Source organism: Sphingomonas sp. Leaf4, assembly GCF_920939515.1.
Taxonomy (GTDB): domain Bacteria; phylum Pseudomonadota; class Alphaproteobacteria; order Sphingomonadales; family Sphingomonadaceae; genus Sphingomonas.
Window position 1 is genome coordinate 16,883 of sequence record NZ_CAKLBB010000021.1, and the last position, 20,334, is coordinate 37,216.

Sequence of the window (20,334 nt, forward strand, 5' to 3'; positions counted from 1 at the left end):
AGGACACCGGGGCGGACGTCCCGAGCTCGACGAACTCGTCACCATTCTGAATGTGGCCGAGGAGCTACTGCACAGTGTCACGGTTACCCCTCGACAGCGGCGGCAGGGCCGGCCGTGACGCTGCGGAGCGACGCGGCGGAGGATCGAGTAGCTGCATGGGCCGACGACGGAGGCTGGCCTCTTGAATCCCCCGCCTGGCGGGACGCTATAGGTGCGGAGTTTGGCAAACCCTACATGGTCGCGCTGCGTGAGCGCCTCCGACGAAGCGCACGAGCGGGTGCCAAGATCACACCCCCGCTCGACCGGGTCATGCTTCCGCTCGAGTTGACCGATCCCTCCGAAATACGCGCGGTGATCCTGGCTCAAGACCCCTATCCTCGCGAGGGCCGTGCGACAGGGCTCGCCTTCGCGATCGCGTCGAGCGACGTAATACCGCAGTCGCTTGCGAATATTTTCGAAGAGCTGTTGCCCGAGGCACCACCGTCCCCCGATCTCGTAACTTGGGCAAACCAGGGCGTGCTGCTGATCAATACGATCTGGACGACGGAAGCAACCAAGCGGCTTTGGCACAAAGAGTGGGGATGGGAGACATTTACCAGATTCGTGCTTGAGCGGGTGCGGGACCTCGCTCCACCGTCCGCGATCCTGTTATGGGGTCGCCCCGCCCGGGAGTATGCTCCCCTATTCACAGGGTCGCGACACAAGGTTTTCGAAGCGTCGCACCCAGCGCGCATCTCGCGAAAGATCAGCTTCATGGGAAGCCGCCCTTTCGAGGAGGCCAATGAGTTCCTGCGTGGTCCGCCAGACAGGCGCATCGACTGGTCGATGCGTCATAAGCTCGATGCCGACCCCAGCCTACGGTAGATCGGCACATATGAGGGATCGACGAATGCGCGCGCCTGGTGAGAGGCGGCGTATGCGGGTGTGACGATGGATCGGTGCTGCAGGCGATCCTCGCCTTCGTGGCAGGTTTAACTACCGTGCGCAGCAGCGCCGCCCTAGCGCAACTCTAGGGGAGCTTCTCTTGCTTGATCGGATAGACCAGGCAAATCGACTTACTCGAACTATGAGCCGTCCCATTACCAGCCGCAGATCAGTCACCTTTCGGATCATCGACGACGCCCTCTACGTCGCCAACTTCGGTCGGCGGTTCGACCGTCGGGGGGTTGTCTCCGTATGCCGCGAGAACCTGAGTGCAAAGACAAACCGGGGACCGGGATCGTCGCTCGACGAGGTGTCCGACCGCGGCCTCATCGACGCTATCCGAGAACGCCGCCTCGCGGTGTACCGCACCGACATCGACCAGCTGCAGGAGGACGCCAACCACGAGCGGGAAACAAGCAGCGATTATGCCGGGCGCTCCTTATGGGAGCTGTTGCAGAACGCGGACGACGCCCTTGCTCCGGTAGGCACGAGTTCCGCCGACTTGATCGGGGCAAAGGGCTTGGGGTTCAAGTCCGTCCTCGAGGTCACCGACCGGCCGAGCATCCACTCTGGGCCATTCGACTTCGGGTTCGACGCCTCGGCCTCGAGAGAGGTCCTTCGAGCGATCGATCCGGATGCGCCGGACCTGACCTTCCGCCTCCCGCATACGGTCGCGCGCGACGCAGTGACCAAGGAGCTGATTAGGGAAGGCTCCACGACCGTGATCCGACTACCGTTCAAGTCTGCAGCTGTGCGTGCAGGCGTCACCGCCCGCCTCAACGCGCTTGCCCCACACTTCCTCCTGCTATGTCGAAACCTCGACACCGTAGTCATCGAGGGCGCAGGACCGACCCCCACGACGCTCACTGTTTCTCGCCCGCGCTCTCTGGTTCTACGTAACGCATCCGCCAAGCTGGCCGTGACGCGTGACGGCGAGACGACCGAAAGCCAGTGGCTGCTATGGAGTTCAACCGCCGCCGCCTCGCGCGACGACGGCAAGACCCTGAGCGTGGCGATCGCCATTGCCACGAAGGACGACATCGCGGTTTCCGCCGAGGATGAAATCCCCGTCCACGTCTTTTTCCCGACTGCCGAGTCGATTTCGGCGCGCTTCCTCGTCCACGGATCCTTCGCTCTCACCAGCAACCGCAACAACATCAAGCTGTCAGAGCACGATGAAGATGTCCGGAAAGCCCTCCAGTCGTTGGTCGCGCAAGTCGTCGACGACATTGCGCCGGCATCGGTCGTCCGAGTCTTCGGCGACGTTGTGCGCGCGACAAAAACAAGTCGGGTGCGTCGGCCCGACCGGCTGATTCAACAGGCCATCTCCAGTGCCGTGAGCGATGCTGCCTTCGTACGGCTGATTGGTGGGGGACGGGCGGCGCCGAGGGACGTGCGCACTTGGGATCATGAACTTGACGAGTTGGTCCTGCGGAACCCCGGGCCCACGATGCGCCTACCAACGCGTGAGCTGGCACCGGTATTCGCCGACCTGCGCTCGATATTTGGCGCTGAACCGCTACGCGCGCCCGACTATGCAGCGCTTTTGGCAGCAGCAAGGATCGACAACCTGCCCAAGGCGCTGCGAGCCATCCGCATTGCGCACGCGGGCTGCCTTTCTGCCAATACGCCCACACAGATAATCGACATGCTTGCGACCGCGCCGATCTGGCCGACGGGGGATGGGGGGATCAGATCGCTCGTGGCACAGCCGCCGTTGCTCCGGCGACGGCCCGCAGGATGGCCGAGCTGGCTTGCTGCCGACCTGCTTCATCCCGAAGCGATGGAGCTGCTCGAAAGCTACGATGCGGTTGGTGTTGCAAGGTGGTCGCCGCTCCTATCCGGACGACTCCTGAAGGCGCCGGACGAGTGGCTGGCACGGGCATTGGCTCCAGCCCTCGCGAGTTGGTCCGTTGAGCGCTGGGGTGAGACAGGCTACGAGGCGCTGCGCCTCATAGACGATTGGGCGACGATCCCCGATTTTACAGAAATCGCGCCGCTCGTGGAGATGTCAGACGATAGGTCGATGCGGTTGGCGTTGGCGTCGGTGGCACGGATTCCAACGCGTAACGGCTGGGTAGCGAGCCGCTCCGCGTATGCGGGGCGAGAAATCGGCGGGTATAATGAGCTGGCAGGCTTCTTCCGCAACGTACCGGGTCGGGTGATCGCTAACGCCCCCATCAAAGCGCTCTCCGCCTTTGGGATCAAGCGGTGGAAGGCGCTACTCAGGTTCCTCGGCGTCTCATGGGAGCCAAAGATACATTTTGTCGGACGCGATGGCAGTCTTACGGAGCAGCCTAGCTGGCAGTTCTTCCACGTATCGAGCGGCAGTAGCGTCGTCCATGTCAACCAGGAATGGTTCATAGAGTCTTTTCCGGAGTGTTTGGCGCTACTTACTGCGCCACAGGTCGCGGCCTGCGTTAGCAGCTTGGCCACCGCGACGGGCCATCTTGAGGGCCGTTGGCGAAAGGTGATCTGGGCTGACCGGACCCACCGCCCCGAACCCTTCATGAGCTTTGCGGATTTTCAATTGAAGCGGGAGCGATACCTTCCGCAAAAGCCAGTAGCCGGGATGAGCGCGGGTAGACTTGCGCCGCACGAGTTGTTTTGGCCGGGGAAGGGCATTGTAGGCATCACCCCGATCATCGACGTCGGCACTATCAACCAGATCCGCAAAAGCGGTCTCAAGCCGACGTTTGTCCGGAGGCTCAAAGTTCATGATGCGCTTCCCAAAGACTGGCAGACGTGGATCGAGTGGTCGCAGTCCCTTTTGGCGCGCATCGAAATCGGACAGAAGGTGCCGACGAAATCCGTTCGCGACTTCTACGATGCTATGCTGCGGATTCCCGACCGCGCCAAGGGGACGGCGGCCCTGCCGGAAGTTGCTGCGACTTTCCCGGACCGTGCCGGCGATGTAATTGTCGCCCGCTCATCCGACGTGCTCTGGATCGACAGCGGCCGGTTCGAGAACCAGGAGGTGCTGAATGGCCTTGGGCAAAGGGGCATCGCCATTCTGCCCGTCCGCTTGGACCGCGGCCAAGGAGCACCTGAGGTGCTCGGCGTCCGGCCAGCGTCCCAAGTTCTCGTGGTTGAACCCTACTATCAGCCTGCCATCGAGAAGCGCAGCGCCGAGATCGGGCGACGCCTGAATGCGAGGCGAGGCGCGCTGGCGGCGATCTGCCGCACGAAGGGGCTGTTTCTGAAGACGGTGCCGCCTTTCCTGGCTGTGAACGACTTGCGCTTGCGCGTCTCGCTCAAAGGCGAGCCGTTGGCGGATCGCACTGCCTCCTCCTTCAAGGAAGATGGCCGGTACCTGATTAATCTCCAGTCGGGCGAGAAATGGGAGGCCGTTGCCGCCGCCACTGCAGAGCAGTTCGGCCTTCATGGGGCGGACCTCAAATATCGGTTTGCGCGCATTCTGCGCGCCAGCCGCGACGAGGTTGCCGCCATCCTCGCCGACGACGGCATACCGCAATATCGCATCCGCGAGGCCCTTCATGATCTGGATGGCGAGGAGGAGCCGGATGAAACAACGACAGGACATGATAGCGGAGTCGATGATGTCGAAGGGGCTCAGGGCAGCGACATCGAGAGCGACAGTTCGCTCGACGACGACCGCGTCGATGACGAGGCCGAGGCCAATACCCACGAGGAACGCGAGCAAGGCTCGAACGACGATGACGTACAGGGGCAGGGCAAGCCGAACCGCGTTGGTCCGCGGCGACTGAAACCACGCAAGCTTTTCGGGGGGGGAGGTGGCGACGAACGCAAGCATAAGCGGCGTGACGCTGCCGAGGCCGCGGAAGCCGCGGCGAACCGTGGATTGCGCGCCGAAGCTTGGCTGATGCGACAGGTCGCGGCCTGCCTCGGCAGCGAGTGGACGTGCAGCGCAAACGTGCGCGACGACTACCTGCGGGAGACCGACCTCCTCCTGGCCAAAGGCGCCGTAGAGTTCCACATCGAAGTGAAGTCGCTGGCGAGCGAGCGGATCTACTGGTCTGAGCTCGAGCGGGAAAAGGCCGAGCAGTATCCCGGGCGCTACTTCATGGCGCTGCTGGTGGAAGACGAGGATGAAAGCTACCGGGTCCGATGGCTTTGGGATCCGCTGGCCGACCTCGCTGGCCTGCCCCGCCGGATCGAGTGGCTGTGGCGCGGCGTCGAGGAGGGGCCATCAGTGAGCGAAGGCTGGAAGCTCGAAAGCGGGGCCCGCTGGCCACAGCGCACCGCGGACCGGTTCATTCACGTGGTCCAGGTAACGCAGGATCACCTCGACACGCTTGATGTCGATGGAGATGGATTACCGCGACTGCGCGGACGGATTGCTCCTCCCCAGGCAGCAAGCGGCTCACCGGGCACGGCATAGGAGGTCCGGGCACTTACTCCCGGTGATAGCGGGTCACGAGCTTCGCCGCCTTAGCCATTGCTGCGTTGCCGGCGTCACCCGCCGCTAAGATATCCCTCAGAAGTTCGCGTAACTCAGCCGGTTTTTCGAACACGCCCGCGCTTTTTCCGATGGCTTCGATGGCGTTGCGGACGGCATGGAGCAATCGCGATTGGCTCCGGGAGCGAGCGTGATCGAGGCATAGCTGCCGCGTGAGGCTGTCGATGAACTCTCGCCATCCCAGAACATCCGGCCTGAAGCGGGGGACCGGGCTCAATTCGTAGCCGCGAAGGTATCGCTGACGAAATTCGTTCTCGCCGACCAGCGCCAGGTCCCGTTCGACGCGCTGGTCAAACTGCTCAGCGTAGTAACTCTCGTTAAGAGCAGCATCGCCGCGAAGCATCTCGCCAGCCTTGTCCCTAAGGTCGGCCCACAGTCTTGTCATCGACGACAGGAACCGCGCACGTTCGCGCTGCCGAACCGACGGCGATCGCATCGTCTCGAGACTGCGCAGCCGCTCCTCGCGTTCTTCGTGGTTCTTTTTCTTGAAATTGCGATGCTCAAGGTCATAGCAATCCTCGGAGCACCATTCTCCAAGCTGCGTCCAGACGAATAGCTTCCGGCGCCAATTGCCGAGATCGCCATCCTCCTCGTCCTCGTCCTCGTCGTTCGTCAGGTCGCCGGCAGCCTGACCTTCCGGCAGAGCGTAGGGAAAAGTGAGGCGCTTCTTAGCGGGCACGAGGAAGCCACTGTCCGCGACCAGACGCTGCTGCTCGGTCTGGCTCAGCCCCTTTGCCAGATTAACGGGAACCCGCAGGAAGCCAGGGTCAGGCCGATATTCCGAAAGGAGCCACCCGCGCTGCACCCAAAGGTCAAACGACGTCAGCACCGACTTCTTGCGCCCAACGCTCAGGGCAGGAAGCCTCAATCGCAGGCCGTTGCCGAGCTGGACATCCCTCGCGGCAGCCACCACCGTATGCCCCTTATGTCGGGCAGCGGCGATCGCAGCATCGCACCATGCGATGACGTCGGCATGCCGCCTAGCAGCCAGGCTACAGCTGGCGATCAGCTCTGCGTTCACCGATCCGCCGAACCCCTGCCGCGTCGCGTTGGCCGATCCGAAAATCAGAGTGCGCGCCGTTCGCTTCCCCGGGGTCTGCCACACGATGTAGAATAGCTTAAGGTGCATCAGTCCTGTCGCCGAGCCGAGTACGCAGCGCAGGCCGGACGCCGTCCTGCCACCCACCTGCGATACCGCGGCAGTGACCATGTCCACGTCATCGACGCGGCAACCGTCATCGACGATCACGCTCAGGCGCCGCGGTTTAAGCCCTTTGGCGAGACGTTCGAAAAATTCTTTCTCTACATATGGCGTGACGACGAGGACTTCCTCAGCCTTCCAGCCCGACCGGCGCTCGAACAGGTCGAAACTGTGATCAAGCTCTGCCATACATATTGCCCTCTGCCGCGAGGATTCCAGCCGGGGCCGACGCAGCACCTTCAGGCGGGGGCAGGGGACCTGCTGCCGTCTGCGGCAGATTGACGTTGAGCGTGTTCATAATTCAGTTCCGCAGGCTGTCCTGATTTCCATTTTGTCCTGCTCCATGGCCCTGGAAGGAGCCGACGCCGTTCACATGATCGCCCGCAATAACGATGTGAGGCACTTAGCCATACTCGATAGTGTCTCAAAACGCTTTCGCGAAAACGATGGCTTATGCTAGTCATTTGAGATGAGTTTTGAGAACGCCCCATGCTGATCGGATACGCGCGGGTCTCTACCCCTGAGCAAGATCTGACCCCGCAATTGGAGGCGCTCCTCGCTGCAGGCTGCGAGCGTACCTTCTCGGACAAGGCGAGCGGCGCAAAAGCCGACCGGGCCGGTTTAGCCGATGCGCTTTCTCATGCGCGTATCGGCGACATCATAGTCGTCTGGAAGCTCGATCGGCTTGGTCGGACGATGAAGGGGCTGGTCGATCTTTCCGCCGAGCTAGCGGGGCGCGGGATCGGTCTCAAGTCGCTGACCGATGGTATCGACACCGGTGGAACAGCCGGCAAGCTGGTGTTTCATATCATGGCGGCCATGGCCGAGATGGAGCGAGCCCTTATTCGCGAGCGAACTACGGCTGCGCTGATCGTCGCACGCCGCGGCGGTAGGGTAGGTGGGCGAAAGACGGTAATGACTCCGCGTCGGGTCGAGGCGGCCCGAAAACTGCTGGCGTCGGGGATGTCGGCGCGAGAGATCGCCCCAACCATCGGCGTTTCGGTTGCTACGCTATATAGACATCTGCCCGCCGCGGCGCAGGAAACAATAAGCGCTGAGGGACGGTGACGAGGCACTTAAAACAAAGACGATCTGCACCGATCGAGCCAAGGCATCGAGCGGCCGACTTGCGGCGCAACTGGATGATCGGCACAAGCCCGCGTTTGGGGGCACGCAGTCGCATCGGAATAATTCACACCGCTCGGGTGCGAACCGGTAGGCTCTTAGGGGATTGTAGCAGCGTAGCGATGACCGATTTCAAGCGCATCGATTTTGCCGATGTCCCAGGTGGCGCTTTGGCCGCTTGCGAACGGTTGCCGAACTCGCCCGGGGTTTACGGCTTCTTTTCGCCTACCCCAGTGCTGCCGACAGACGACCCTGAGGAGTTTATAGCGACCCTCAATGCTCTGGTGGAGCAACGTGCCTCGCCCGTTCAGTCTACCCGCGCAGGCTCGTTGTACCATCTTACGCTCGATAATTTTTCTCACCTCTCGCAACGGAAGCAAGAGGTGCTCCGCGAGCATGCGCAGGACGCCAATTTCAGAGAAGAGCTCGCGACGATCGTAGAACGATGCATGCCACTCCGCGCCCCGCTTTACGTTGGGCAAACGGCGACGCTGCAAACGAGGATCAAACAGCACCTCGCTCCGTCTTCAGACCTGGCAATCCGCCTGCGGTCTACCGGGCTTGCGATCGATAGGTGCGTGATTGCCTATCGCTTGATGCCCGACATAAAGGCTTTGCGGACCCCAGAGGTACTCACCCTTACTGAAGAGATAGTAACCCGGCTATTGCGGCCGGGATATGTTTCGCGAATTGGCTAACTAAGGAACCTAACATGAATGAGTTCGACGTTCCGGGTTCCGAAAGCCCGCATTATACTGAGGCGTGGCCCATCCTTTCAGGTACAATGAACCTATCCGGCAGTGAAATACCATTTTTTCAAGCAATGATCCCGCTCAAGAGTGTGGTGGATCAGCTTGATCTGGTAGAAAATCTTCCCTCAGATCTCCGGGCCAACTGGCGCCTCGAAGAGCTGTTTCAGCGTGAGATTGATTGGGAGCGAGTACGTGAAGACCTAGTAAAAGGCTATTTGAAGCGGCCCAACAAGCTCAAGTTTTTTAGCACGTTAACGGTTGCCCTCCTTCCGTTGGACGACGAGGGAATGCTCGCGTCGGAGTATGGCGAAACGTTGGCAGCACCAACGGCGCTGGAGTGGGCAAAATCACCGATCTGGAAAACTAAGAGCATTGGTAGCGTCGAAGTCGTAACCCACGCTTCCGCCCCGAACGGCGCTCTGCGATGGGACCCTAGAAAGATATTCGCGGCAACTATCGATGGCCAACATCGTCTCGCGGCGTTGAAGGATCTGGTCAAAGACGGCCACCTATCAAGCAAGACTTTCGACAGCAAGCTCTCAGTCATGTTCTTGGTTCTTGATCCGCGAGCAGGATTTGTACTCGCCGATGGGCAGACTGGAAAGGATGATAACCCCATCCTGACAGTTGTACGGGAGATATTCATCGACTTGAATATGCACTCGAAGACCGTCGCAAGGGCTCGCCAAATTCTCCTATCCGATCAGGACATCGAGGCGCGATGCCTCCGCGAACTCATTGCCGCAAGAGTTGGCGAGGAAGAACCTGGCCGCCTCCCACTCGGATTGATCCACTGGCAGCACAACGAGTCTGCCAAGTTTAATATCGCCGAGCGCACCGCGCCTTTTATCACGACCGTCGAACTCATGTATGCCATCATTAAAGACATATTAGACATTAAGCGCCCTAAGGATCCATTGGATCCCGATCAGATCAGAAAGTTCGTTTCATCTATTGACGCTGGGGTTGGTCTTGACGCGTACCTGAAGAAAAACACGGCGAAATATCAATTGAAATCTTTGGCATCGTACGTAGAAGAGCATCATCTTAAGAAGGATTTCGAGTCCTCTTTCCCCAATCCCTCGTCCCCGTATGTCCGCGCAATTGCTGACAGCTTCTCTGCACTTTGGCGCCCCATCATCTTGGACGTCCTCACGAAGTTTCAGCCATACTCTACGTTCATCGATGAGGTGCGCGCGCGAGGCGGGCTGACGGGCGATATTGCATTCTATATGGTTCAACCAAAGGGAGCACAGAAACTCTCACGTGAGCAGTGGGGTGAAGACACCCCCGCCAAAATCGATGAGCCCCTAGCCGAACTCCATAAGCTCAAGACAGCCGACTGGGCGTTTTACGCAGTTTTCCAGAAGGCCCTATTTCGGGCAACTAAATCTGCCTACCAACATTACAGCGTTGTGCCTGGATATACACAGCAGCCATTTAGCGATGCTTGGGTAAGCTTTCTAAATGAAATGGCTGCTAAAGATGCATTCAAGGTCAAGGCCTCGATCGGCGGTACCGCACTTTGGGCTGGAGTTGGGCTTAGTCCTGTCGGCAACGCCATTGCCTGGTCAGAAGCTTCGGTTCAGCGCATTAGCTCGCTGATAACTTTATGGTGGTATTTCTATGTGTACAAGCTCACCGCACCAAACACCTTTATTAAGAAGGTAACGGCAGCACAGGGAGCGGAGCGTTTTCCCGGCAGCAAACCCTTATTGGTGAGCCTGAAGCGTGGTATTGATGGCCTTGTCAAAGCGCAATATCCCGATCTCTCCGAGGTTAAGTTGAACAAGCGTGTCAACGAACGTCTGAACGAGATCATTGGCTTAGCGCGAAATGCCTCGGCCGATGGCGCGAACGATACTGAACTGGAAACCTTGTCGGACGACCCGGGCGTGATGCCCGTGCCAGAAGTCGATGGTGACATTGACGAGCAAAGCGAGACTCTGACTTTGCCGAATGCGGAGTAGAAGCTCTGCTTCCTAGGGCTATGCAAACTAAACGTCAGCAACCGCTATTTGCGCACGAGGTATGTCGGGTAGCGATCGCAGGGCTGCCCGATCATGCCTAGCGAACCGGTATATCTTGACGGGTTCTCCACTACGCCACTAGCCCCGGAGGCGCGGGATGCGATGATGCTTGCATCATCGCATCCTGGTAACGCTGGCTCGCCTCATCGGGCGGGGGCGCGAGCAAGCGCGACGCTCGACCAAGCCCGGCAGGACGTTGCATCGCTGATCGGCGCGGATGCGAACGAGATCGTGTTCACGTCAGGAGCGACAGAAGCGGACAATCTGGCCATTCGGGGTATTGCAATATGGTCGATGCAATCAGGTAGCCCGCGCCGGAAGATCATCGTTTCCGCAATCGAACATAAAGCGGTTTTGGAGGCGGCCGAGAGCCTGCAGGCTTGGGGGTTCGACGTGATCCTTGCTCCCGTCGACCGGGAAGGGGTGCTCGACGTTGACGCGACCGAACGCCTGATAGATTCAGAGACGTTGCTGGTGTCGGTCATGTTGGCGAACAACGAGACCGGCGCGCTTCAGCCGGTCGGTCCTATCGCGGCGATCGCTCATCGCGAGGGGGCGCTAGTTCACTGCGACGCCGCTCAAGCGGCCGGCAAAATCCCTGTCGATGTCGATGCGCTTGAGGTCGACTATCTCTCGGTTTCAGCGCACAAGATGTATGGCCCGATGGGTGTCGGAGCGCTGTACGTTGCGTCCGGCGCACCGAAGCCAACGCCATTGTCCTACGGAGGAAAGCAGGAGGGGTCCCTGCGTCCGGGTACTGAGCCAACCTATCTTCTTGCCGCGTTTGGGACGGCAGCACGGCTCGCTAAAAGTCGACTTCATGAAGACATGGAGCATGGGCAGGCCCTTGCCAGAGCCTTCTGCTCCCATCTCAGCGACAATGGGGTGCGCTTTGCAATTACGACGGGAACCGCCTCGGCGCTCCCCGGTTCCTTGAGTATTTCCTTAGATGGCATATCTGCTGATAGTCTTGTTGCATCACTGGCGCCAAATGCCAGTGTATCGACTGGATCGGCGTGTACCTCCGGGCAGCTTTTGCCTTCCCATGTCTTGCTAGCGATGGGTATTCCGCCTGACCGGGCGCAGTCGGTTGTTCGTCTATACTTTGGACGCTATAACACGCTTGCCGATGTTAAAACCGTGGCGCCGCAATTTGTTGAAGTGGTGCGAAGGCAGCGCTCGCCACTGGACGATCCCGCCAGTAAGCTGTAATCGGATGGCATGAGGCATGCGCTTTCCGATTCAGACGTCCGTGGCCAATTTGCCGGTCACGAAACTTTCCCGCTGCGCCTCCTTTGGCTCAAGAAGGCATATGATGCCGTCCGCGATGGAGCCTCGCCTGGAACATTCCAGGAACAATCGGCTATCGCACGATTCGGAGTGGGCCGCAACATGGCTGTGTCCATGCGGTACTGGGGCTTGGCTACCGCTTTCTTGCAAGAAGAAGACCGGATCATCAAGCCGACTGAACTCGGGCATGCGATCTTGGCCGATGACGGTTACGATCCATATCTCGAGCATGCCGCGACCGTGTGGCTGGCGCATTGGGGTGTTGCCAGCAGCCCAGAATGGACAACGACAGCCTATTTCGCTTTCAATGTGCTTTCGGCAATCGAGTTCGACACCGGAAGTCTGATCGATGAGCTGATGACGCTTGTTCGATCGAGGGGCTGGCGCGCGACGCAGAACACGCTGAAGCGGGATGTCGAGGTGTTCCTGCGCAGCTATGTTCGCCGTGACGGGATGGCTGGTGATGATGCTGCCGAGCCTTTGCTCGCTGAGCTAGGGCTGATCCGCGAAGCGCGGGTAGGGGGCTGGCACGAGTTCGTTCGTGGTCCGAAGCCCACGCTTCCCGATGGCATCTTCGCCTATGCTCTTGCCGATTTCTGGGAGGCCAAGGGCGGGTCGAGCGCGATCACTGCTGAACAGGTCTGCTACGCACCAGGGTCGCCGGGCCGCGTGTTCAAGCTTGACGAGGATACGGTCATCACACGGCTGATGGGGATCGAGGCCGTCACCGCGGGCGCATGGCGCTGGACGGACACGGCGGGTCTTCGGCAGGTTCAAAGGCTCGGCGACGTCGAGCCCATGAAGCTTATCTCAAATGCCTACGGGCATGTTCTGCACGATCGGGTTGCCGCATGAAGCCTCTGTCTGAAACGGTAGAGATCAACCGACGGTTTGCCAGATCCGCGCGCCTGGACGCCGATCTGCAGGGCACACCGCCGCTAGTCGGCTACGTCATGCAAGCAAGCGTCACCAAGGCGCTCACCACGCTCGCAGACAGCCAAATCGAGAGTCATCAGGGGGCGTTCACTTGGACGGGTCCTTACGGGGGCGGCAAGTCCAGCGCGGCGCTCCTTGTCGCCAATCTTGTTGCCGGACATCCAGACAACCGAGCGATTGCTAGGGAAATCGCCGGCGCCGACCTGACAGCCGTTTATGCGCGCGCCTTTCCCGAAACGAATGGACCTTGGGCCATCGTAGCCGTGACCGGCAGCCGAATGGGGCTTCGTCAGGCGATCGCCGACGCGGCCGTTGCTACGCTGCACTGGGGCAAGGCTGCATACAACCGCGCGATCGCGACTGACGATGCGCTTATCGAAGCCCTGATGCAGGCCGCTTCCGCCAAGCGGAGCGGTGTTTTTCTCGTCCTCGACGAGTTGGGCAAGCTCCTAGAGCACGAGGCATCGGGTGGTGGGGACATCCACCTTCTCCAGGACCTAGCGGAGCGAAGCGCTCGCTCGGAAGGCCGGCTGGTGGTGGTTGGTATCCTCCATCAGGCTTTCGACCAGTATGTCGCGCGCGCCGCACGCGATGCTCGTCAGGAGTGGGCCAAGGTCCAAGGCAGATACCAAGACATTCCGTTCCTTGCGGGTGCGGACGAGACCGTCACCCTGTTAGGCAGCGCAATCACCGGCACCGAAACGCCGGAGTCGGCCAAAGAACAAGCGCGCCTTGTGGCTGAAGCCATCGGACGCCGAAAGCCGACCGACGAAGCCATTCTCTCGGCCGCCCTGGTAGCAACGTGGCCGCTCAATCCGGTAACATCGCTCTTGCTCGGCCCTGTGTCGCGGCAGCGGTTCGCGCAGAATGAGCGGAGCGTCTTCGGCTTCCTGAGCTCCGCCGAACCGCACGGATTTCAGGACTTCCTTCGCTCAACGAGCGACGGCGTCTCGACATACGGCCCCGATAGCCTGTGGGACTATCTCGCCTCGAACTTTGGAATGGCACTTTCGCACGGAAGCGACGGAAGTCGGTTCAGTCTTGCGTTCGAGGCCATCGAACGAGCGGCAGCCAAAGGCGGCGCGATCCACGTTCGCCTGACCAAGGCAGCGGCCGTCATCGAGTTCTTCCGTAACGGCTCAGGCCTCGCGCTTGCAGACGATATCTTCAGTGCTGCGGTGCCCGATGTAGCAGCGGTCGACCGCGGCGCGGCGATCGCCGATCTTGTCGAGTGGGCGGTGCTGATCCGACAGCCGCGCCTCGGTGGATATGCGTTGTTCGCAGGCAGCGACTTCGACCTTGAGGACGCGATTGCGCGTGCTACGAGTTCGCTTGATTTTGAGCAGCTCGCCTCCATTCCGCAGCGTGTCGGCCTCGGGTTCGCGGCTGCGAAGCGCCACTACTTCAGGACAGGAGCCCTGCGGACATTTGAAATCGTCGTTCAGCTCCTGACGCGCGACGATACGCCGACCGACCTCGCAGCCCGACTAGCGGCCCGTCGCGGCCGCGGAAGTGGGGTGCTCCTTCTTGCGCTGAGCGATGGATCACTGGACGTCGCCGATGTCGACAGCCGGTGCAAGGCGATCGCGAAGCACCTGCACAAGGCCGGTATCGTTGCAGCTGTCGCCGGCGCTTCGAATAGCCATGCGCTTCGCTCAAGCGCTTCCGATCTTTTTGCGGTGGAACGGGTTTTCCGTGACCATCCACAGCTTGAAGGCGACCGGATCGCCCGCCGCGAGATCGCGGCGCGGAGGGCTGGCAGCGTCGACGTCCTTCACCGCGAACTGGAAGCCGCACTCAATCGGGCGCGGTGGTGGCTGGCGTCCTCGCCGCCGAAGTCGCTGCGCGAACCCATCTCGATCGTCGCCACTGCGCTCGCAGACACCGCCTACGGTTTGGCTCCGATACTGAAAAGTGAACTGCTCCAGCGCGATCGGCCATCGTCGAGCGCGATGGCAGCGGTTCGGGAACTGGGGCATGCCATGGTGCACAGGTCGACCGAACCGAACCTGGGTTTCGAGGGCTTCCCCGCTGAGATGGGGCTATATCTCACGGTCCTGAAGCCTTTCGGAATTCACGGGACCGATGATGGCGGTCGTTACGATTTCAGAGAGCCTCAGGATGGCGGCGATGGGCCAACGCTGAAGCCGGCCTGGTCCGTGTTGGCCGACGCGTCCGAGGTCTCGCTCGCGGACGTTTACGCCACCTGGTCGCACCCCCCTTTCGGCATGAAGGCCGGGATCATGCCAGTGCTCGCTTTGGCTATCTTGCTTGCGAACCGTGACCACCTCGCGGTGTATCTGGACGGAGTTTTCCAGACCGATATCGATGACGTGTTCGTCGACAAGCTTCTTCAGAAGCCGGCGGACATACGGGTCAGGCGCGTCGATCGGTCCACGAAAGAGGCCGCTTTCCTCAGCGAACTGGCGCGTCATTTCGGCCTCGAAGGCGAGAGCTCATCGTTGCCCGTAGCGCAAGCGCTGTTCCAACGGTTCAAGAGCCTAACCGCTTATGCTCAGCGAACGGACAGCGTATCGTCCGATGGGAAGAAAATCCGCAACGCTGTGCTCAAAGCCCGGGATCCTGAAGCTTTGTTGTTTGAGGCATTGCCGGCCACGCTTGGCGACCGTCTAACCGCCCAAGCTGTCATTGACGCGCTTGACGAGACGACGGCAGCATATCCGAAGCTCCTCGCCCAGCTCCAAGGAGCCCTCGCAAAGGCCTTGGCGGTGGACCCGAACACCTTCCTGGGTGCGCAAGAGCGGGCGGCATCGATCAAGGATTTGACCAACGATTACGCCTTCGAAGGCTTCGCCATGCGCGCCGCAGCGTTCGAGCGCGGGGAGGGGGACATCGAAGGAGTCGCCAGTGTGCTGCTCCACAAGCCAGCGCATGGATGGTCCGACCGCGATCGCGAGCAAGCGCTCCTCGAGATGGCACGGTTCGGTCGTCAGTTTCGCGAGCTTGAAGCCTTGGCAGTCGTTAGGGATCGCCGTTCAAACACCGAGGCGCTGGCCTTGGTCATCGGCGTTGATCCTCGCACGCCGCCACTCTTGAGATCCTTCGTCCTCACCGAGCCGGAAAAAATCGACGCTGCGATGCTGGCCGAGAAGGTTCTGAAGACCCTCCGGAAGAGCAACGGGCTCGACCGGGTTCAGATGGCCGCGCTTGCACGGGCAGTTGCCTCTCTGGCGGCCGATCAGGACATGGAGGCGGCATGAAGCAAGAACGCCACATCCTCGGGATTTCAGGCGGGCGGGATAGCGCCGCCTTGGCGGTCTACATGCGTCAGCATCGCCCGGATCTCCCGATAGAGTATTTTTTCACCGATACCGGTAAGGAGCTCCCGGAGGTCTACACCTTCCTCGACCGGCTCGAGGGGTTCCTCGGAAAGCCGATCAAGCGCCTTAACCCGGACCGGGATTTCGATTTTTGGCTTGATGAATACGGGAACTTTCTGCCCTCACCGCGGACCAGGTGGTGCACGCGTCAGCTAAAGCTGCGGCCGCTGGAGCATTGGATCCGGCCCTCGCTGGAGGCCGGCACGACGATCCATTCCTATGTCGCGATCCGAGCAGACGAACCATCGCGCGAGGGGTATCAGGCGACACATGAAAACATGCTCGTACATCTTCCCCTTCGCGAAGCTGGGATTGATCGCGCCGGCGTCATCGAGCTTCTGCAGCAAGCCGATGTAGGCGAGCCCGAGTATTATAGCTGGCGTTCTCGATCGGGATGCACGTTTTGCTTTTTTCAGCAGAAAATCGAATGGGTAAGGCTCGCGTCACACCATCCGGACGAATTTGAAAAAGCGATCGCTTATGAGAAGACTGCTCTTGAGGGCGGATCGCCCTTCACTTGGAGTCAAGGCGAAAGCTTGACCGAGCTTATCGAACCAAAGCGTGTTGAAGCCATTGAACTGGACTACGAGCGACGAGTTGCCCGGCTGAAAAAGCGGCGACCTAAGAATCCGTTAGCTGCCGAAACTGATGATACTATCGACGATGTTTACGGGGTTGACGAAGCTGCAGGTAGTTGTGTTATCTGTCATAAGTAAGGATTAATTTCAATATAAACAATTCTTTGCCGAGTTGATTAAAATGATCCGAGCAGCGGTCGCGACTATGTCCGATGAGTTGGTCCTGCTCAACTTCGCGCGAGCCAAAGTGGGCATGTCTTTACACTACACCGTCGCGATCGAGCTCTCTGGATCGATAACGGTTGGTGCTAGCGCAGGCTTCGATTCTGCCTTGAAGGATAAATCAATTAAGCATGAGGTAGATGATCTGAGGCCAGACGCGATGGGCATCCGCCGGCAAACAGTAGAAGACCCGTTCGGCACGCTGAAAGCCTAGATACAGTCGACGAACTTGCTCATGCAAACACTGAGGCACGTCAGGACGGAGATTAGTCTCCACATCCTGGCCTACAAGCTGAAGAGACTGATTGCCATCTTCGGCCTCCGACCGCTGATCGCAGCAACGCGGACCTGAGCAGCAGTGCACATCTGCTCAGCACTTTGTCACGACACCGCCAGTTCCGGTTCCGAAAACGCGTTTTTAAATGGCCTGGATCAGTCTTCGCCGTTCCAGCGGCGCTGTAGGCTGATCGCCCACTGACGAATGAATGTCGGAAGTTGGGAAGGCGAAAGGCGCCTGAAATGGCGGGGATTGGGTCGTTGAGCCTGTCGCCTTGCGATTGCCTGAAACGTGATCTCGTCCTAATTAGATCACGCTGCGAAAAACGATGGCGTGGTTGTGATCACCCTCGCGCACAGGCAGGCGGTTTCGCCGGCCAGCGGCTCCATAAACGTCGGCGCGGGCGCGATCCGTGCGAGCGAGGAGCGCGAACGCATGCGAGAAGACGTCACCATCATCGGCGCAGGCCTGGGCGGTCTGGTGCTTGCCAGCATATTACACAGGCACGGGATGGCAGTCACCGTCTACGAAGGTGAGGCATCGCCAGATGCGCGAGCGCAGGGCGGCCTCCTAGACCTGCACGAGCACAGCGGCCAGCGTGCGCTTCGCACGGTCGGTCTGCTCGACGCCTTCCGACGATTGGTGCGGACAGGCGAGGATGCCAAGCGGGTTGTCGACCGGGACGGCACGGTGCTGCTCGACCGGCCTGGCGACCCCGCCTCGGCACGGAAGGAGGTAGATCGGGGCGAGCTTCGCCGGTTGCTGCTGGATGCGTTGCCCGCCGGCATGGTTCGCTGGGACCAGAAGGTCGTCTCGATCCAGCCGATCGGATGCGGCCGCTACGCGGTCGCGTTCGCTGACGGCTCGCAGACGGAGGCGACGCTGCTGGTCGGCGCGGACGGCGCCTGGTCCCGGGTCCGGCCGCTCGTGACCGACGCCTGCCCGATGTATACCGGCACCTGCTTCCTTGAGCTTGACCTAGCCGCCGACGATCCACGCGCGGGCGCCGCGGCTGCGGTGATAGGCTCGGGCACGCTGATGGCGGTGGCGCCTGGTCAGGGCATCCTGGCGCACCGCAACTCCGACGGGAGCATCCATACCTATGTCGCGGTAAACCGGCCGGAGGCTTGGCTGACGAACGACGTGGGTTCCGCGACCAAGCGCGTAGCGGCCTTGTTTGATGGATGGGCACCGCCGCTCCGGGCGCTGATCGCCGGCGGCGACTCGCTGCCGATCGTGCGTGCCATTCACGCGCTGCCTCCTTTGCTCACTTGGCCGCGAGTGCCGGGCGTCACGCTGTTGGGTGACGCGGCGCATCTGATGTCACCTTTCGCAGGTGAAGGTGCAAACCTCGCTATGCTCGACGGCGCGGAGCTGGGGCATGCACTGGTCCACAGCTCAGATGACTGCGAAGGTGCGCTGGCCGCCTTTGAGTGCGACATGTTCGCACGCAGCGGTCCGGTCGCACAGCTCAGCGCGGCCAACCTCTCCCGCTTCTTCGGACCAGATGCGCCTACGGATGTCGTTGTGATCTTCCTCTGGTTTGACGGACACCGATGATAGGCTCTGCGGAGCCAGGAGGTGTTTTGATGGCGAGTATGACGAAGCGTCGGTTCACGAACGAGTTCAAGCGTGAGGCGGTGGCGCTGTGGGAGACGAGCGGTCGGCTGCAGACCGAGGTGGCCGCCGAGTTGGGGATCATGCCGACGATGCTCCGCCGTTGGCAGCGCCGGTTGCAGGAGGGCAGCGCCCCGCCGGCAAGCCCGGCGGCCAAGCCGCCAGTATCGACGATGGCGTCGCCAGCGGATCAGGCGTCGGAGATCGCGCGGTTGCGCCGCGAGCTGGACCGGGCGCGGATGGAGCGCGACATCCTAAAAAAAGCCGTCGGCATCTTTGCGGAGATGCCGCAGTGAAGTTCGCCTTTATCGAGCAGCATGCGTCCACCTGGCCGGTGAATGTCATGTGCCGCATGCTCGGCGTGTCGCGCAGCGGCTATTACGATTGGCGTGGTCGCGCACCGAGTGCTCGAACAACAGCGAACCTGGCCCTGTTGCACGATGTCCGCCGCCTTCAGGCGCGCCATCAGGGACGATACGGGTCGCCCAGGATGCATGCCGCGCTGTGCGCGGAAGGCCATTGGTGCAGCCGTGGCCGCGTCGAGCGCCTCATGCGCCGGCATCGCATCCGCGCGCTGGCCGGGCACCGGTTCCGGCCGTGCACCACTGACAGCCGCCACTACCTGCCGATCGCCCCGAACCTGCTGGCACAGCGCTTCACGGCATCTGCGCCGAACCGGGTCTGGCTCGCGGACATCACCTACATCGCCACCGGGGAGGGCTGGCTGTATCTCGCGGCCGTCCTCGACTTGGCGACCGGCAAGATCGTGGGTTGGGCCATGCGCGACCATATGCGCACCGAGCTGCCGCTCGCCGCGCTGATGATGGCAGCCCAGCGGCAACGACCAGCGCCTGGCCTCATCTGCCACTCGGATCGGGGGTCGCAATACGCGGCCGGTGCATATTGCGATTACTTGGCGGTAATCGGCGCGGTGCCCTCGATGAGCCGCACCGGCAATTGCTACGACAATGCCCCGATGGAGAGCTTCTTCCACACCCTCAAGGTCGAACTCGTTCATCAGTGCCGATGGGCGACGCGGGCCGAGGCGAGGCAGGCGCTGTTCGGATACATCGAGGGATACTACAACCGGCACCGCATGCACTCAGCCATCGGGTATCTCACGCCCGAACAGGCCGAGCAGCGCATGACCGGCTAACCCAGCGTGTCCGCCGAACCGGGGGAAGATCAGTTGAGCTCTTCGCCACCCGATGAACAAACGGCCGGTTTGAGGAAGCGCGGATTGTGCCGTGGATGACCACATTTGGGTCGTCGCGCGGAAGGGATGGCGGCCGCTCCCGACCAACATGCGTCGTTCGCGGTTTTGCCACGAACGGCAGCTTCTGCCAGAACCTGCCGCTCGCTCATCGCGTTCGCTGCGTACTTGGGAACGGCTGGGATTGGGGACTTATTTGCTTTGCAGCTCGCAGCATTGAAACCAAATAACGTTGACATCCCGCCGGTGTCACAACCGTTCGAGACCGTTGAAAAAGGCCTGGGCGAAATCGGCGTGGCGGATGGCTGGTGACGCCGGCCACCGGGGATACGCCGCGTATCAGGCCGCCGCGGCCTGCCGGGCGAGCAGCTGAAGGTTGTATGCCGC

The 20,334-nt window shown here is 61.0% G+C and carries 13 protein-coding genes and 1 pseudogene; 13 read left to right on the forward strand and 1 reads right to left on the reverse strand.

Translation table 11 applies throughout. The features are described from left to right. Positions 1-114: 114 nt before the first annotated feature. The gene (locus LRA89_RS19695; RefSeq protein WP_268934958.1) at positions 115-864 is read left to right on the forward strand and encodes a uracil-DNA glycosylase; all 750 of its coding nucleotides are present in this window, start codon (positions 115-117) and stop codon (positions 862-864) included. 202 nt (positions 865-1,066) lie between these two features. Next, on the forward strand, positions 1,067-5,287 hold the full coding sequence (locus LRA89_RS19700) for a hypothetical protein (RefSeq protein WP_230772704.1): 4,221 nt from the start codon (positions 1,067-1,069) through the stop codon (positions 5,285-5,287). Positions 5,288-5,300: 13 nt separating this feature from the next. Here the strand turns inward: LRA89_RS19700 and LRA89_RS19705 are convergent, their stop codons facing one another. Next, entirely contained in the window at positions 5,301-6,755 is a 1,455-nt protein-coding gene (locus tag LRA89_RS19705; RefSeq protein ID WP_230772705.1) for a hypothetical protein, read from the reverse strand. A gap of 300 nt (positions 6,756-7,055) precedes the next feature. On the opposite strand from LRA89_RS19705, the gene LRA89_RS19710 reads away from it, so the two are divergent. From LRA89_RS19710 to LRA89_RS19760, 11 genes and pseudogenes are all read left to right on the forward strand, one after another. Then, positions 7,056-7,634: a recombinase family protein gene (locus tag LRA89_RS19710; protein WP_230772706.1), complete on the forward strand. Its 579-nt coding sequence runs from the start codon at positions 7,056-7,058 to the stop codon at positions 7,632-7,634. 179 nt (positions 7,635-7,813) lie between these two features. Further along, on the forward strand, positions 7,814-8,389 hold the full coding sequence (locus LRA89_RS19715; RefSeq protein WP_230772707.1) for a hypothetical protein: 576 nt from the start codon (positions 7,814-7,816) through the stop codon (positions 8,387-8,389). 14 nt (positions 8,390-8,403) lie between these two features. Next, positions 8,404-10,413, forward strand: coding sequence for a DNA sulfur modification protein DndB (locus tag LRA89_RS19720; protein WP_230772708.1), 2,010 nt, complete (start codon positions 8,404-8,406; stop codon positions 10,411-10,413). A gap of 93 nt (positions 10,414-10,506) precedes the next feature. Beyond that, positions 10,507-11,685, forward strand: coding sequence for a cysteine desulfurase family protein (locus LRA89_RS19725; RefSeq protein WP_268934959.1), 1,179 nt, complete (start codon positions 10,507-10,509; stop codon positions 11,683-11,685). 9 nt (positions 11,686-11,694) lie between these two features. Next, positions 11,695-12,618: a DUF4007 family protein gene (locus LRA89_RS19730; protein WP_230772711.1), complete on the forward strand. Its 924-nt coding sequence runs from the start codon at positions 11,695-11,697 to the stop codon at positions 12,616-12,618. Continuing rightward, positions 12,615-15,920 (forward strand): hypothetical protein, encoded by a 3,306-nt coding sequence (locus LRA89_RS19735; RefSeq protein ID WP_230772713.1) that lies wholly within the window; start codon positions 12,615-12,617, stop codon positions 15,918-15,920. Before LRA89_RS19730 ends, LRA89_RS19735 begins: the two co-directional genes overlap by 4 nt. Continuing rightward, positions 15,917-16,756 (forward strand): phosphoadenosine phosphosulfate reductase family protein, encoded by an 840-nt coding sequence (locus LRA89_RS19740; RefSeq protein WP_230772714.1) that lies wholly within the window; start codon positions 15,917-15,919, stop codon positions 16,754-16,756. Before LRA89_RS19735 ends, LRA89_RS19740 begins: the two co-directional genes overlap by 4 nt. A gap of 226 nt (positions 16,757-16,982) precedes the next feature. Continuing rightward, positions 16,983-17,192 (forward strand): annotated as a pseudogene (locus LRA89_RS19745) (IS5/IS1182 family transposase); the annotation flags it as partial. 264 nt (positions 17,193-17,456) lie between these two features. Continuing rightward, on the forward strand, positions 17,457-18,677 hold the full coding sequence (locus tag LRA89_RS19750) for an FAD-dependent oxidoreductase (protein ID WP_230772715.1): 1,221 nt from the start codon (positions 17,457-17,459) through the stop codon (positions 18,675-18,677). Between the two features lie 29 nt (positions 18,678-18,706). Continuing rightward, positions 18,707-19,890 (forward strand): IS3 family transposase gene (locus LRA89_RS19755; RefSeq protein WP_230772716.1). Its coding sequence is split into 2 segments (ribosomal slippage): positions 18,707-18,989 and positions 18,989-19,890, totalling 1,185 coding nucleotides; the frame shifts between segments, so codons are not numbered across the junction. Between the two features lie 126 nt (positions 19,891-20,016). Beyond that, positions 20,017-20,259, forward strand: coding sequence for a hypothetical protein (locus tag LRA89_RS19760; RefSeq protein WP_230772718.1), 243 nt, complete (start codon positions 20,017-20,019; stop codon positions 20,257-20,259). Positions 20,260-20,334: the final 75 nt, after the last annotated feature.